11 protein-coding genes are annotated in these 16,960 nt (G+C 38.1%); 6 read left to right on the top strand and 5 right to left on the bottom strand.

Features of this window, described 5'->3' with window-relative positions; genetic code table 11:
- Window positions 1-171: 171 nt before the first annotated feature.
- Window positions 172-1,392 (bottom strand): DUF5103 domain-containing protein, encoded by a 1,221-nt coding sequence (locus DEU40_RS00590; protein WP_110008057.1) that lies wholly within the window; start codon window positions 1,390-1,392, stop codon window positions 172-174.
- 70 nt (window positions 1,393-1,462) lie between these two features.
- Between DEU40_RS00590 and DEU40_RS00595 the strand changes: the two genes are divergently transcribed.
- A complete protein-coding gene (locus DEU40_RS00595) occupies window positions 1,463-2,101 on the top strand; it encodes an MBL fold metallo-hydrolase (protein ID WP_110008309.1) in 639 nt (212 codons plus the stop codon).
- Between the two features lie 488 nt (window positions 2,102-2,589).
- Here DEU40_RS00595 and DEU40_RS00600 read toward each other — a convergent pair whose 3' ends face one another.
- From DEU40_RS00600 to DEU40_RS00610, 3 genes are read right to left on the bottom strand one after another with little or no spacing between them, the layout of a single operon-like run.
- On the bottom strand, window positions 2,590-5,019 hold the full coding sequence (locus DEU40_RS00600; RefSeq protein ID WP_110008310.1) for a TonB-dependent receptor: 2,430 nt from the start codon (window positions 5,017-5,019) through the stop codon (window positions 2,590-2,592).
- A 23-nt stretch (window positions 5,020-5,042) separates the two neighbouring features.
- On the bottom strand, window positions 5,043-6,524 hold the full coding sequence (locus tag DEU40_RS00605; protein WP_110008058.1) for a trehalase family glycosidase: 1,482 nt from the start codon (window positions 6,522-6,524) through the stop codon (window positions 5,043-5,045).
- Window positions 6,525-6,526: 2 nt separating this feature from the next.
- Window positions 6,527-7,756, bottom strand: a complete 1,230-nt coding sequence (locus DEU40_RS00610) for an MFS transporter (protein ID WP_110008059.1) — start codon at window positions 7,754-7,756, stop codon at window positions 6,527-6,529.
- Between the two features lie 123 nt (window positions 7,757-7,879).
- On the opposite strand from DEU40_RS00610, the gene DEU40_RS00615 reads away from it, so the two are divergent.
- Entirely contained in the window at window positions 7,880-8,785 is a 906-nt protein-coding gene (locus DEU40_RS00615; protein WP_110008060.1) for an AraC family transcriptional regulator, read from the top strand.
- A 249-nt stretch (window positions 8,786-9,034) separates the two neighbouring features.
- Here the strand turns inward: DEU40_RS00615 and DEU40_RS00620 are convergent, their stop codons facing one another.
- On the bottom strand, window positions 9,035-9,589 hold the full coding sequence (locus DEU40_RS00620) for a thioredoxin family protein (RefSeq protein WP_110008061.1): 555 nt from the start codon (window positions 9,587-9,589) through the stop codon (window positions 9,035-9,037).
- A gap of 291 nt (window positions 9,590-9,880) precedes the next feature.
- Between DEU40_RS00620 and DEU40_RS00625 the strand changes: the two genes are divergently transcribed.
- The 4 genes from DEU40_RS00625 to DEU40_RS00640 all read left to right on the top strand — a co-directional run bounded on the left by DEU40_RS00625 (window position 9,881) and on the right by DEU40_RS00640 (window position 16,809).
- A complete protein-coding gene (locus tag DEU40_RS00625; protein ID WP_034694942.1) occupies window positions 9,881-10,477 on the top strand; it encodes a TetR/AcrR family transcriptional regulator in 597 nt (198 codons plus the stop codon).
- A 365-nt stretch (window positions 10,478-10,842) separates the two neighbouring features.
- Entirely contained in the window at window positions 10,843-12,003 is a 1,161-nt protein-coding gene (locus DEU40_RS00630; RefSeq protein ID WP_110008062.1) for an efflux RND transporter periplasmic adaptor subunit, read from the top strand.
- Between the two features lie 40 nt (window positions 12,004-12,043).
- The gene (locus tag DEU40_RS00635) at window positions 12,044-15,226 is read left to right on the top strand and encodes an efflux RND transporter permease subunit (RefSeq protein ID WP_110008063.1); all 3,183 of its coding nucleotides are present in this window, start codon (window positions 12,044-12,046) and stop codon (window positions 15,224-15,226) included.
- A 170-nt stretch (window positions 15,227-15,396) separates the two neighbouring features.
- The gene (locus DEU40_RS00640) at window positions 15,397-16,809 is read left to right on the top strand and encodes an efflux transporter outer membrane subunit (protein WP_062676226.1); all 1,413 of its coding nucleotides are present in this window, start codon (window positions 15,397-15,399) and stop codon (window positions 16,807-16,809) included.
- Window positions 16,810-16,960 lie beyond the last annotated feature (151 nt).

Here is a 16,960-nt window from a genome sequence, read left to right on the forward strand (position 1 = left end):
ACTAAAATCAATTTTTTGTGAATTATTATTTTTCACTATGCAGTGCATTATAATGTAAAAAATTAATCCTAATCTAGGTCTGGAGGATAAATTCTGTTCAATAGAATCAAAAAAAAGGAACCATCTTAACAGACAGTCCCATTTTATATGATATTTTTATCGTATTACTACCTACCTCTTGTTGGCAATTGGTGTTCTGAATTCCCCATATCCCATCAAACCATCATAATTTCTTCCGAAAGGTGCATAATAAAGAAAAGCCTGATAGAGGTTTTCTGTCTGCCAGAAGTTACCGTTTATTTCTCCAAAGTTCAGAGAGCCATTCCCTTCTTTTGTTGCCAATACATAGTTATAAAAACCTTGTTTCAGGAATATTTTCGCGACATACTGTTTGGTGGATGCGTCATACTGCATTTGATTTTCCTTGCTGGGTTTAAAATTATTAAATCCTCCCAGTACATAAATTTCTTTATCCACAGGATCGGAATCCAGATAGAAGTGAACCCATGAGTAGTCAGCTTCTCTTTCTGCGTCTCTCTCTCTTCCCAAGTCGTTTCTTCTGTAGTACCAGGCTCCATTCACATCCGGCTGATACTGATAATTTAAAGGAAACGCCCATACCGGATGAAGATAAGTCTGGTTCACATCATCTTTTATTTCAGCAGCACGCACCATATCCGCGGCCATATTCATATTTTTATTATCGAAATAATAAAACTCATTATCCCCAGGAAAAACAAGATTCATCTGCTGAAATAAAACCTGATTTCCTAAAACACTGCTCGGTTTAAGATTGGATATCACCATATTCGGGTTGTTATTCTGCATCACATTCATGGTAATTGAATTAACATTGGAAGAAATATCTCCGCCTTTCGGAGAAACATTCACTTCTACCCTCTGGTTAACGTTGGGATTTTTCGCATCCGCAAATCTTGAAATATTTAACCCCACAGACGTTACATCTTCTACCAGATAAAATCTCTTTTTGAACAGAGGCTGGTCTGCCGAATCTTTGTAAACAATCAGTTCATAATTCCCTGAGACTTTCAGCTGGATTTTATCATTCGGGAAAACAAGTTTATAGTGGGTATAAGCCTGTAATGTATTGAAAGAATACTGAAACTGATCCAGCAGTGCATTCATACTTCCGGTAGCAAATTCTGTAAAAAACAGATTATCTTCATTCCAGTTTCTGTCGTAATGTTTGAAGGTATACCTGTAGATCTGACTGCCGTTTGTAAGATCATCAAAGCCTAAAACCAATTGTTCACCAATTTTAATGACAGGGGTTTCATCATTGGTCTGAGGGTTGAACAGCTGAATACTTTGGATATTTTGTCCAAAAACCAGTCCGCCCAAAGAAAGTAAGAGTATTCGCAAAGTTTTCATTATGACGAAGATAACGAAAAATAGCCATTTTCTTAATAATATCGTATTTTTGAATAAAAAATATTCTCATATGTTTCAGATTCAAGGTTTCGTATTCAACTTTGCGAGTGAAAATACTTACATCGTCTATAACGAAAATAAAAATGCCTGGTTAATCGATCCGGGAAATATGAATGCTCAGGAGACTCAGGCTATAGATAATTTTATTACTGAAAAAGGACTGAAGATTCAGAAAATTCTTTTAACCCATGCTCATATTGATCATGTTTTGGGACTTCAGTGGGCTTTTGACAAATTCAATGTTCCTGTGAATATGCATCAGGAAGACCAGGAAGTTCTGGATATGCTTCAGGCAAGCGGGATGAGATTCGGAATGCAGATTAATCCGGTAAAAGTGAATGTAGAATATGTGAAGGAAGGTGATGAGCTTGATCTGGATGGAGAAAAATTCAAAATATATCATGTTCCGGGACATTCTCCGGGAAGTGTTGTTTATCATAATGAAAATCAGAAATTCATGATTTCCGGTGATGTTCTTTTTGAAGGAAGTATCGGAAGAACAGATCTGTATAAAGGAAATTATGATCAGCTGATTGAAGGAATTAAATCAAAACTTTTCATTCTGGATAATGATACCCAGGTTTTCTCAGGACATGGAAATCCTACATCGATTGGTTTTGAGAAACAGTATAATCCTTTTTTGAAGTAAACAATCTATTTAAACTCATGCAGATAACGCAGATTCCTTCGAGATGAAATGATTTAAGTTTATTAAAAAATACTCATATAGCTAATCATTAAGAAGGATTTAAGTAATAAAGAATAGTTAAGATGAATCATTCTGATTTTTAAGCATAAAGCGCTGCTTATCTTAATACTCTCAAATGCTTAATGATAAACCTTTTTGTTTCAAAAAATAAAATTTAATCTTCATTAACAGGTCGCTCCTACGGAGCTTTATTTTACGGTGATCTTATTATTTTTCTATTAACAGTTGATCCCGACCAGCTCCAGTAGGAGATAACTGTTAATATACGTATATGTTTTAACATTAGAGCTCCGGAGGACCGACCTGTTAATCCATGCCATAAATATTGATATTTCCAATGTATTTAGACTTTTTATCGGACAGTAATGATAAAAAATACAAAACCGTCAGAAAATTCTGACGGTTTTGCTGTTATAAAGAAATAGAATTTAGAAATCCAATGTGATTGATGCTCTGGCAGCAGCTCCCATAATAGGTCTGGCCATGATGATTCCGTCTCCATTAGGCGATCCTGCTCTTGGATCTCCTTCTGTAATCCCGATGGTGTTAAAGATATTGGTACCGTCAACGGCAAAGCGTATTCTTCCTAACTGGTAAGACATTCCCGCTCCAAATTCTGTGAAAGAAGGCAACGTCTGTACATTCTTCTCATCCTGGAAGCGTTTTCCATAATAATTCATACTTACATAGGCTCTCCATGATTTGGTAATATTCACAGCTGGTGAAATATTGAAGAAAAATTTAGGCATCCTTCTTACTACATTTCCTTCAAGAACACTTCCGGCCTCAAGGTTTTTATACTTTGGACTCTGAATGGTTCCGTTGAATGTTACTTCTACAATATTATTGAATAAACGGGCGAAACCTTCCACTTCAACTCCATAGTTTTGTGTATTGGCAAAGGTATTTTCAGATTTCCCATCAGAGAAAACATCCGTAAATGACAGGTTCTTCAAGGTAGAATAGAACGGAATCACTGCTATATCAAAAGTACGCGAGTAATATTTATACCCAACCTCCAATTGGTTTGTTGTCACTGATTTTAAAGGTTTATCAGGGGTTGGATTGGAGAAATAATTGTAGTACGCTTCTTCATTCGGAGATCTGAAACCATTGGAGAAACGGGCGTATACTGCATTTTCTCTATTGATTTTATAATTCGCTGCTAATGTAAAAGATACTTTATCCACATTATAGTTCCAGTAGGTGTATTTATTTCCCAATACACTCATGTTATCATCAGCCGTTGTCGTGTTGAAACCATGAGTTCCATCAGTGGTTAACCCTGAATTATTTAAATTCGCACTTGTTGTATTGGCAAAATTCCCTTTGTAATAATCGTGGCTGTAACGAAGACCACCATTTACACTTAATGCATCGGTAATATTATAATCCAGGTTTACATACAGATCATTCAAACTTCCCTGAGTCTGGGTATCTCTCTGCAAAAATGTCATATTGGTAACCCCGTTATATGTTTTGGAATATCCAATATCTGAAGGACTTAAAGAAGTATCTACCAGATTCAGTAATTCAGGTCTGTCCGTTGCTGTAGTCAGAATATTACTCCAGTTCCAGTATTGGTGTGATTTCCAGTTGGATTTATAAAAACCTGCTGTAACATTTCCTTTATCAAATTTATAGTTGAACTGTAAATCGTTGACAAAGTTATTCATCTGCTTATCAATTGCCCAGAAGCCAAGCTTTTGTACATATTGAGGATCAACCATTCTTCCATTGCTTACCAATGAGTACTGATAGTTGTTTCCGGTAATTCCGTTACTCTTAGCAAAATCGGCTGCCGTCTGCGGTCCGCCTGCAGGAAAAATTCCTGTATAGTTCATATTGATATTGGTGTATCTGGTTTTGTTTAAAACCGTGAAATTATTTCCAAGATCATACTTAAACTCAGCCCCCACTGCATCTACTTTCGGATGGATTCCATCTTCAAGATTTCTGTTGAAAAATCCACCTCCGGCCTGTGGAATATTCAGCTGACTGATGGCTCTGTAACTGTATGTTCCGTAATTAGGATCAAATCCCTGGAATCCTTTCAGTTTATTTCCGTTCTGGATTAAAGGAATCGGAAGGAAGAATGTATTTCTGTCATCCAGTTTTTTGTAATATACTTTTACATAGCCTTTATCAAAGACATATTTCAGATTCATTCTGATCTGTCCGCCGTTATTGGCTTTAAAACCCGTCTTTCTGATCCCGTCATCTGTTCTGTAAAAACCACCGACATTGAAAAACAATTTATCCTGCACCAAAGCGCCTCCTACATTCACATCAGTACGCATCAATCCATAAGTACTTGTTTCCAGCTTTGCTGTACCTCTGAAATCATTGGTTCCTTCTCTGGTAATAAAGTTGATCAACCCTCCGGGAGAATTGGTTGCATAAATAGATCCGGAACCTCCTCTCAACGCTTCCATACGGTTGACAGAATTGTCTACACGGAAAAAATTATCTGCATTGGCAAACTGAAGCGCCCCATCTTCAAAAACGGGAAGACCATCTTCCTGTACCTGTACAAATTCATAAGCTCCTGCAGAAGGAATCCCTCTTGCAAAAAGGTTGTTTCCTACCTCACCTCCTGAAGTTTCCACCGCAAATCCCGGAACTCGCTGTAATAAAGCCGCAGCACTGATCGGGTTTTGTTTCTGGATTTCTTTGGAGCTAAATGTGGAAATCGCTGTACTGGATTCTATTTTTTTCTTCGGATTTGAGTTTCCTGTAATGACAATCTGATCGATGGAGGAAACTTTTGCAGAATCCTGCGGTGTTTCCTGGGCATAAGCATTATTAAAATATAACGTAGCTGTTGCGGCGATTAAAAAGATTGATTTTTTTTTCATAGCCATATTCTTTTATTGTTAGTTCAGTTTTGTTGTAATTGTAAATACACTCCATTGGTCCAACCGAATCCGTCCTGATTGGGGTATTCCCCGCCGCCTGCTATTGTTTCTGTGTCTAATGCATTGTATTTTTCCATCAGTTTCCCGGTATTTTTGTAGACCCTTTCTACATTGGAACACCAGTTGTTTTTAATTTTTTCTGCCAGTTCATCAAAGCCGTAATTTTTCATTGCTTTAAAGCCCAGCCATTGATAAGGAGCCCATGCATTGGGAAGATCCCACTGCTGACCCGAGTTTTTAGTTGTGGTAACAAGACCACCCTGGTAAAGAAACTTTTCAGCAACAACTTTAGCAACAGCCTCAGCCTGCTCCTGATTTGCAATACCCAGAAATAAAGGGTAAAGAGCAGCAATATGTTCAGACGGTGTTTTTGTGTTTTTTTTTGTGTGATAATCTTTATAATTGTTAGTATTTCCATCCCAGAAATATTTATTGATCATCTGTCTTCGGCTTGCTGCTCTTTCTGAAAAATAATTTTCTTTTTCACTCAGATTTTGAAGTGCTGAAGATTTCGCCAAAGTCATTTCCAAATGCCATAAAAGGCAGTTCAGGTCAACCTGTGCAAGGTTCAGCGTTTCTATCGTCTGTATATTTTCTCCGTCTGCAAACCATCTGCTGGAAAAATCCCAGCCTGATTCACAGGCGCTTCTTATATTTCTGTAAAATTCTTCTCCTGAAGCCGTCTCCTGATCTTCAATATCGATCAGGTAACTTTCGGGACGTGGTGCATTTTCTGCATCGTAATAACGGTTCAGGATATCTCCGTTTATTGTTTTCACTACTCTTTTTACGCTGGAATTGTTTTCAAGCCCATCTTCACCATCCATCCAGAAAGCATATTCTTTCTCCATAGTTTCGTGGTATTGTGTATAAATTCCTTCATTATGCGTTGTTTCAAAAAGGAGATCAACCATCAATGAAAAATAAGGAGGCTGCGATCTGCTCAGGAAATGAGTTCTGCTCGCATTCGGAACAAATCCTACATTTTGGATCAGATAAGAACAGTTTTCAATAATATTTTCCATCATTTCTACCCTTCCGGAAACCTGCAATCCAAGCATAATAAAGTAGCTGTCCCAATAGAAAAACTCATTGAAACGACCTCCCGGAACGATATAGGGTTTTGGTAATTTTAAAAGCGTTCCTTTTTCTTCATACGCTGTACGGGTTAACTCATCCCATAGTTTTTCAATATGCTCACCAATGGGAAGCTGATCTTGTCTCTGAACAGAAACTCTTGCTCCTAAAAAGTCAAAATGAGTCATCACAAAATCCTTCAGATCAAAACCTTCTGCATCTTTTGATTGTTCATAATCCTCATTGATCTCTGCAATAGGAAAAAGAGGAACTGCATCCGTCATCATTTTCTGATCTTCAAAAATTTCAGATCTCTGTACATTGTCAAACAGTCTTTGAATTTCGTTTATATAAAGCTGATTACTCATTGTTATTTTTTAGGATTAATTTTTAATTTATTCATGAACACTGCCGAAGTGATCAGTAATGAAAGCGGAATCAGGGAAAGGTAAAATGCCTGCTGCCCGCTGAACTCCTGAAACACAAAACCGGTAATGATAGAACCTATCGTTCCCCCGATTGCTGAGAACACAACAATCAGCCCTGACATCGCACTGTGCAGATATTTCGGGATTGATGCCAGAATTACAGAATTGATACTCGGATAAATCGGTGCCAGCAAACCTCCCATCAAAGGAAATAAATAAACAACCAAAGGCGCATTCATCCAGTTTGTATTTGTATCAATATGAATATCATGAGTCAAAGGCAAAACCAGCAATAAACTGACGGCAAAACCTATCACACAGAAAGCAACTACATAAATCCAGCTGAATTTTTTGGAAAAGAATCCCGATAAAAATCTTCCCAACGCAAAAGCTCCTGCTAAAACCGCTCCCGCCTGGATACTCATAGAGGTAGGCACTTTTAAAATTTCTTTATAAAAAGTAGGTGTCCAGGTTTGAAAACTCTGCTCTACCAATACAAAAAGGAAAGCGCATAATAAAAAGCATAATACTTTTTTATAGCTGAATAAGCTTACACTATTTTTTAAGTCTCCCAAGAGATCTGTTTTCTCACTTTTAGCTTCCTGCTCGTTCAGTTTTGAAAAGAACAGAAATAAAAAAGACAAACTTGAAAGTCCTCCCAGCACCCAATACACATTCAGCCATTCTGTAGATTTCGGATTATGATCATCCATATATAAGCTGAATAAAACATTCCCTGCCAATACTCCGATCATGAAAAATCCTTCCAGAAATCCCATAAAACTGGAATGTTCCTTATCTGTTTCCGTTACCAGTCCGATAGAAGTAAAAACCGATATTTTGATCAATGAAAAAGAAACCCCTACTGTGGCAAATAATAACTTGAATACCCAGAAGGCATTCGTAAACGGCATTACAAAACACATACAGCTTACCAGCAGCAAGGCGATCAGCATCGATCTTTTGATTCCTATTTTCGGAAGAAATGAAGCCAGAATGAAAGAACATATGGCAATAGGAAGATCTTTGAAGCCTTCCAAAACACTGGCCGACGATTTTGAAATCCCAAAATTCTGCTGTACCTGTAGAATGACTGTTCCTACAGAATTCATAAGAATGGCGAAGACAAAATAGTTTAAAAATAAAGCGGCCTTGATGTTAAGATTTTTCATTCAGGTGATTTCTTGCTGGCTAAGATAGAAGCATTTCTGTTAACGATAATTTAACACAGTAAATCAATATTTGAACTATATTAATATATTTAGTATTTTTAGTGAATAAATATGATTAATTAGATGAAAGTTACTTTTGAAAGGGTAATCCCTAATGAAAAGAGCTCATTCCGCACCATTCATAATAATTCTCCCATTTCAGAATTCAAATGGGAGTATCATTATCATCCCGAAATTGAGCTGGTATGTGTTATTTCCGGGAGTGGGACACGCCATGTGGGCTATCATAAAAGTAATTATACGAATGGAGATCTGGTGTTAATCGGATCTAATATTCCCCACTCCGGATTCGGTCTGAATTCTATTGATCCGCATGAAGAAATTGTCCTTCAGTTTAAAGAAGAAATTCTTCAGTTTCCCCAGCAGGAAGTGGAAGCAAGATCTATCAAAAACCTTTTGGAACTTTCAAAATATGGGATTCATTTTCATCAAAAAGTAAAAAAGGTGATGCTTCCCAAACTGAAACTGATGCTGGAATCTGAAGGGTATAAAAGATATTTATTATTGCTTGAAATTCTTTTTGAACTTTCAAAATGTGAGGATTATGATCTTTTAAATAAGGAAATCATGCCCTACACTATTATTTCAAAAAATAAAACCCGTCTTGAGAATATCTTCACTTACGTAGAACATCATTACGACAAGGAAATTGATATTGAAGAAGTAGCAAAACTAGCTAACCTGACTTTACCCGCTTTCTGTAATTTCTTTAAAAAAGCCACCCAGATTACGTTTACAGAATTTGTGAACCGATACAGAATCAATAAGGCATGCCTACTGATGGCACAGGACAAATCGATATCAGAATGCAGCTATCAATGTGGTTTTAATAATGTGACCTACTTTAACAGGATGTTTAAAAAATATACGGGCAAGACTCCTTCAGAGTTCATCAGGAATTATTCTCATAATAAAGTGAATGTGGATCTGAAGGTTGAAAAGGAGGTCAAAGCCAAAGTAAGTTTTTAATAATTTACTTGATTCTTGTCAACAATTCTTGTGGTTATTCTAAATGCTTTGTTTGTCCATTCCGTAGGAATCTAGGCTTACCCATTGGGATTTCGCTGTAGGTTACGATAAAACCCAAGTAAAGTTGAGACTCCTGCGGAGTGACAACTGTGTGGATAATAGGTGAACTATGTTGCAAGAAACAAAAAAGCCACTCCAAAAGAGCAGCTTCGTATTATTCAATAAAACCAGTAATTAAATAACCAGCAATTATTTCCATTTAATATTGCATCCCATGCTAGGTCTCTGGATTTCTTCCTGAGGTTCTCCAGCCAAAAGATTTTCAAAAGCAATAATCAGATCTTCTCCGGTTACATCTTTATTATTTCCTGGTCTTGAATCATCCATCTGGCCTCTGTATACAAGGTCAAGCTTATCATCAAAGAAATAAAAATCCGGTGTACAAGCCGCATCGTAAGCTTTTGCTACTGCCTGGCTTTCATCAAACAGATAAGGGAAATCAAATCTTCTTTGAATCTGGAATTCGATCATTTTTTCCGGAGAATCTGCCGGATATTTTTCAATATCGTTAGCATTGATAGCGATGAATTCAATTCCGCGCTCGTTATAATCTTCGTACAATTCATTGATCTTGTCAATTACATGAAGAACAAACGGACAGTGGTTGCACATAAAGATCACCAAAGTACCTTTTTCTCCTTTCAGCTCTTCCAAAGACTGAAGTTCATTCGTTTTTGATGGGTTAGGAAGTTCAAAAAACGGAGCTTTTGTTCCTAATGCCAACATATTTGAGGGAGTATTCATATCCTTATTTCTTTACAGGCAAAGATAATTATTTCTTTTGTTAATTAGGAAGAAGACATTTTCATTTTTAATAAAGTAAGGAAGCCGGAAGAGATAAGGTTGTTAGCCCTCAAAAATAGTTATAGTCAAATTCTATTAACCTTAAAAATAACTTCCAGCTCCCATTCTTCCAGCTTCCAGCCTTTAATTAATTTTATTTAAAAGTAGGCGAACCCATAAAACTCACAATATCCTTTGGAACTTATATCAAAAAGTTTGTAGTTTTGCTAACGCTGTTAGTAAATAAAAATCATGGGTCTACATGAACGCCGTCAACGAGAAAAAGAATCCATCCGTGCAAATATCTTGCAGGCTGCTTTTACGTTGGCTAAAACTGAAGGCTGGGGTTCGCTTTCTATGCGTAAGATAGCAGATGCTATTGAGTATAGTGCTCCCGTTGTATATGATTATTTTGAAAATAAAGAAGCTATTCTATTTGAAATTTCTTTAGATGGCTTTCATAAGTTACATATAGAATTATTAAAAGCTCAGCAGAAACACGACACTCCGGAAGAGCAGCTTGTTGCTATTGTGGATGCGTACTGGAACTTTGCTTTTAAAAATAAGGAATATTACCAGCTGATGTTTGGTCTTGGAATGCAATGCTGTGGAAAAGGGCAGATGAAAAAAGAATTCTCATCATTTCAGGAACTTATCTATGAATGTACTTATGAGATTATAAAGAAAAACGGATCCAATCCGGACAATGCCTGCCATATGTCCCACGCTCTGTTTTCTGCCGTTCACGGTATGATCTCTATAATGATGATGCGTACAGCTGATATCCCTTCAACGATGAATAAAACGACTTTGGACGAAACTGTTTCGGCTTTTATTAAGTCTTTATAGATTTTTTTTGAATTAAAAATTAACACCGTTAGGAAAATTAACACTGAATTAATATAGATTATTCTGTTATTCCTGATTAAAAAATGAAATCACTTATGAAGCAATATATAAGATTCAGCTGTTAAAAGTAATCATTTTTTGCTTACAAATTAACACTGTTAGTAAAATTAACACACCTTACACCAACATTATACACTTCAATACATTAAAAAAATTTCAATTATGGAAACAATCGACCTCATCGGACATTAAAAATTCTGTAATTTTTTTTGAACAAATTATTAACACTGTTAGGAAAAAATACAGCATTTATCAAAACATTTTTTACTTACCTCTAACACTTCATTAAAAAAATTAAACCAACAATGAAATTACCTGGAAAAACAAGGTTTATTGTACTTATTGCAAGTATAATTCTTTTACAGAGCTGCACAAAAGCCGCAGAAGGAACCAATGCCGCACCTCCAGCTCCAGAACTTCCGGTTTATACCGTTATCACTTCACCCGCTACTACATATCAGGAATTCCCAACTGCATTGGAAGGGAAAAACAACGTAGAAATCAGATCTCAGGTAGATGGATACCTGGACAGAATCTATGTAGAAGAAGGAGCATATGTAAGAGCAGGACAACCGTTATTTAAAATAGACTCAAGAAGCTATGGCGAACAGATGAATATGGCTCAGGCTAATCTTCAGGCTGCCAATGCCAATATCCAAAAAGCAAGAGTGGAAGTAGACAGACTTCAGCCGCTGGTGGCTGCCAAAGTAGTTTCTGATGTACAGCTTAAAACTGCAAAAGCCAATTATGAAGCCGCTGTTGCTGCCGCAGCTCAGGCCAGAGCATCTGTAGGAAGCGCCAGAATCAACGTAGGATTTACAACCATTACAGCTCCTGTAAGCGGTTATATTGGAAGAATTCCTTACAAAAAAGGAAGTCTGATCTCCAGAACAGATCCAAATCCATTGACATTATTATCTGATATCAGCGAAATCTATGCGTATTTCTCTTTAAGCGAACTTGATTTCATTGCTTTCCAGAATAAATATCCGGGAGCAAGCTTAGAAGAAAAACTGAAAAATATGCCCATGGTAGATCTTGTGATTGCCGACAACAGTACTTACCCTGAAAAAGGAAGATTAAGCATTGTAGACGGACAGTTTGACAAAACTACGGGAGCCATCAGTGTACGTGCCGTTTTCCCTAATGCCAACGGAACTTTAAGAACCGGAAATACAGGAAGAGTGCGTATGCCACAGCTGATTTCTAATGCAGTCGTAATTCCCCAGGAATCAACCTTCGAAATTCAAGATAAAACCTATGTCTATGTAATGGGTAAAGACCAGAAGGTAACCGGGAGACCGATCAAAATATCAGGAAAAACGGATAGCTATTATTTTATTTCTGAAGGGCTTGCGCCTGGAGAAAAAATTGTATTCACGGGAATTGGAAACCTGAAAGACGGTGCTTCCATCAAGCCGAAAAATATTTCTTCGGACAGCTTGTTAAAAGCAAAACCATTATAGTTCTTTCCGAATACAGAAGACTTAAAAAAATAAACTTCTTATGTTAAAACAATTTATAGAAAGACCGGTCCTTTCAACGGTCATCTCCATAATACTCTTATTATTGGGAGCTTTGTCTCTCTTTAATTTACCGATTGCCCTTTTCCCGGACATCGCTCCACCAAGCGTTCAGGTTACGGCATTCTATCCTGGAGCCAATGCTGAAGTGGTAGCCCGTTCAGTAGCCACTCCTATTGAAGAAGCGGTAAACGGAGTTGAGAACATGACGTATATGACCTCAAACTCCAGTAACGACGGTACCATGACCCTGAGTGTTTTCTTCAAACAGGGTGCCGATGCAGACAATGCAGCAGTAAACGTACAGAACCGTGTATCGAAAGCGATGAGCCAGCTGCCTCAGGAAGTGGTACAAGCCGGGATCTCAACCCAGAAGGTTCAGAACAGTATGATTATGTTCATGGGACTGACCAGTGAAGATGCGAAACAATACGATGAATTATTTCTTCAAAACTACCTGAAAATCAACGTTATTCCACAGATACAGCGTATTCCGGGGGTAGCACAGGCTCAGGTATTCGGGACAAGGGATTATTCCATGAGAATCTGGCTGAAACCGGATCGTCTGGCGGCTAATAATCTTTCGCCTCAGGAAGTTTTGGGAGCTATTAAAGACCACAACCTTGAAGCAGCTCCGGGCCGTCTTGGACAGGGAAGTAAGGAAACCTACGAGTATATCCTTAAATATAAAGGAAAACTGAATAAGGGTGAAGACTATGAAAACATCGCCATCAAAGCCAACAGTGATGGATCTTTCTTAAGATTAAAAGATGTTGCAAGAGTAGAATTCGGTTCTTATACCTATACTGCGACCAACAGAGTAGACGGAAAACCCGTTGCCGGATTTGCGATACTGCAGACCGCAGGTTCTAATGCCAACGAAATCCTGACCGAAATTGAAAAGCAGGTGAAAGTAATGGAAACCACACTTCCAAAAGGAGTGAAGCCAATCATCATGTACAACTCTAAAGACTTCCTGGATGCTTCTATTCATCAGGTTGTGGAAACACTTGTTATCGCTTTCATCTTGGTATTTATTGTAGTATTTATTTTCCTTCAGGATTTCAGATCTACCTTAATTCCTGCTATTGCCGTACCCGTTGCGATTATAGGAACCTTCTTCTTCCTGCAGTTATTTGGTTTCAGTATCAATATGCTTACCTTATTTGCATTGGTACTCGCCATTGGTATTGTAGTGGATGATGCCATTGTGGTGGTGGAAGCCGTCCATTCTAAAATGGAACAGACGGGAATGCCTGTAGAGCATGCTACGATGCACTCGATGAGTGAAATTTCAGGAGCCATTATTTCCATTACACTGGTAATGTGTGCCGTGTTTATTCCGGTTGGATTTATGCAGGGACCTGCAGGAGTTTTCTACAGACAGTTTGCTTTCACATTGGCGATTGCGATTTTAATTTCAGCGATTAATGCATTAACATTGAGCCCTGCATTATGTGCGATGTTCTTAAATGATCCTCAGGGAGACCATGGAGAGCACGGTCATAAAAAAGGTTTTGGAGCAAGGTTCTTCAATGCTTTCAATGCGAGCTTCAACAGCATGACCAGAAAATATATTTACAGCCTTAAGTTTTTAATTAAAAACAAATGGGTGGCGATAGGAGGTCTTGTTATCATCACAGCAGCAAGTGTATTTTTAATCAAGAAAGCGCCGTCAGGATTCATTCCTACGGAAGACCAGGGATTCGTATTATATGCAGTGAATACTCCTCCGGGAAGTTCACTGGAAAGAACCCACAGAGCTACGGCTCAAATTGATCAAATCATTAATGGTGAAAAAGCAACCAACCACCTTTGGGTAGCGGACGGGATGAACTTCATCAGTAATGCCAACGCGTCTCCCTATTCTGCAGGTTTCATTAAGCTTAAAGATTATGACAAGCGTGGTGAAATGAAAGATCCTGATCAGATTGCAGCAACGTTGACAGGTAAGGTAAGTCAGGTGAAAGATGCCAACGCATTCTTCTTCAACTTCCCTACTGTACAAGGTTTCGGTAACGTTTCCGGATTTGAATTCATGCTTCAGGACAAAACGAATGGTTCTTTTGAACAGTTGGGAACAACCACTCAGCAGTTTATCGGAGAGCTTATGAAAAGACCTGAAATTGCTTTCGCCTTTACAACATATGCGGCAGGAAACCCTCAGTATACTATTGATGTGGATACTGATAAAGCTAACCAGCTGGGCGTTTCTGTAACAGAACTGATGCAGACCATGCAGATTTATTTCGGAAGTAGCTTTGTATCGGATTTCAACAGATTCGGAAAGTATTACAGAGTAATGGCTCAGGCCGATATTCCTTACCGTACGGATGTTAATTCACTGGAAGGAATCTATGTTAAAAATAAATCAGGAGAAATGGTTCCTGCCAAAACTCTGGTAACGTTAAAAAGATCTTTCGGTCCTGAAACGGTAACAAGAAATAACCTTTTCAACGCAGTAACCATTAACGGAACTCCGAAACCCGGTTACAGTACCGGAGATGCCATCAAAGCGGTAGAAGAAGTTGCCCAGCAGTCACTTCCAAGAGGATACGGATATGAGTGGACAGGGATTACCCGTGAAGAAATTAAAACAAGCGGACAAACTGCCTTTATTTTCTTCTTAAGTATTCTATTCGTTTACTTCTTACTGGCCGCACAGTATGAAAGTTATATCCTTCCGTTTGCGATTATTCTTACCATTCCAACAGGGATTTTCGGAGTATTTGCCTTCACAGGACTAGCTGGAATTGATAACAATATTTACGTTCAGGTAGGATTGATCATGCTTGTAGGATTATTAGCGAAGAATGCCATCCTGATTGTGGAATTTGCCGTACAGAGAAGAAAAGCCGGTAAAACATTGATTGAATCTGCCCTTCAGGCATCAAGATTACGTTTAAGACCGATCTTAATGACCTCTTTTGCCTTCATCGTGGGAATGCTTCCATTGGTATGGACACAAGGTGCTTCTTCAAAAGGAAACCACTCTATCGGTTACAGTACCGTAGGAGGAATGCTTACAGGAGTAATCTTCGGGATCTTTATTATTCCGGTAATGTATGTAGTGTTCCAGTACCTGCATGAAAAAATGCCAAGCAGAAAAAAGAAAAGACTTCTGAAAAAACAAATGGAGGAAGAACTTTTAGCTGCTAGTCACTAATAAAAAAATGAATGACAAAAACTTAGAGAAAAGTTTAAGATCATAGGTTTACCTATTTACCTGCCTGTTCTTAATGGTTTAAAAAACTAACTATTTTCTCCTACTAAAGAAATTTTTTGCATCAACAGAAACCTCTCTAAGTTTTGTCTTCAATTAAAAGTTTAAAAACTATGAAACGAGTAAAAAATATTATTCTAACATTTGTGCTGGCCATCGGCTCTGTTTCGTGTGTGTCTAAACTGGCATACACGGAGCCTGAGCTTCCACTTCCGGAAAAGTTCCAGTACACTGCCACTGCAGACACAGCCAGTATAGCCAATCTGGAGTGGAAACAGTTTTTCAGTGACCCTATTTTACAGGGACTGATTGAAAAAGGAATTAAAAATAATTATGATCTTCAGATTGCCTTAAAGCAGGTGGCTGCTTCACAGGAAAAACTGAAACAGGCAAAATATATGCAGTATCCGGATGTTGGGTTCGGAGTAAGCGGACAGATTTCAAGACCATCCAAAAACAGCATGAACGGGCAAAGCTTAAATTTATTTTTAGGCTCGAGCCATGTTGAGGATTATAACGCAGCCTTCAACCTTTCATGGGAAGCTGACATCTGGGGAAAAATCAAAAACCAGCAGGAAGTTTCAAGAATGCAGTATCTTCAGACGTATGAAGGTTCAAAAGCAGTTCAGACTCAGGTGGTGGCAGCTATTGCACAAGGGTATTATAATTTGTTAATGCTTGACAGACAATTGGCTATTGCAAAATCCAACCTGGAACTGACCAGCAATACCCTATTAATGACCCAAAAAATGTGGGAAAGCGGCGATAATACTTCTTTGGGAGTTCAACAGGCCGCAGCACAGAAACAGGCTACCGAACTTCTGATAGCCCAGCTGGAGCAGAATATTGCCATCCAGGAAAATGCACTGAGTATTCTGGTTGGAGAACTTCCCAATAAAGTCGACAGAACCATTGAAATGTCTGATACTTCATTGCCTCAAAACATTACGGCAGGACTTCCGGCAGCTATGGTAAGCAGAAGACCGGACGTTCGTCAGCAGGAACTGGTTTTATTAGAATCTAATGCGATGGTAGGAATTGCTCAGGCGAATATGTATCCGGCATTGAAAATTACTGCGAATGGTGGAGTAAATTCATTCAAATTTGATAACTGGTTCCAGATTCCGGCTTCGTTATTCGGATCGGTTTTAGGGGGAATTACCCAGCCTATTTTCCAGAAAAGACAATTGAAAACAGATCTGGAAGTAGCCAAAATTCAAAGAGAAAAAAATGTTCTTGCATTCCGTCAATCAGTATTAAATGCTGTGGGAGAAATTTCTGATGCCTTGGTTTCCAATGAAAACTTAAAAGTTCAGGAACAAAAAGCGACAGAACAGGCAACTACATTAAAAGATGGAATTAAAAGTGCACAACTTCTTTACAAAGGAGGTTCAGCCAATTACCTGGAAGTGATTACAGCACAGGGGAATTCCCTACAGGCAGAGTTGAATCTGGCTTCCATAAAAAGACAGAGATTAAGCAGCATTGTAGATTTATACAGAGCTTTAGGCGGCGGTTGGAAGTAGTAAATTAAATTATATTTGTTTTAAGATGCGGTTCTTTTCAGAGCCGCATTTTTTGTATTGTTTCTGTTTATTTACAATATGAATTTAAACTTGGATTCCTAAGGAATGACACAGTGTATGGATAAATGAAGCGTCCGGTTTGTCATTCTGA

The organism is Chryseobacterium sp. AG844 (genome assembly GCF_003182335.1).
In the GTDB taxonomy this organism is placed as follows: Bacteria; Bacteroidota; Bacteroidia; order Flavobacteriales; family Weeksellaceae; genus Chryseobacterium; species Chryseobacterium cupriresistens.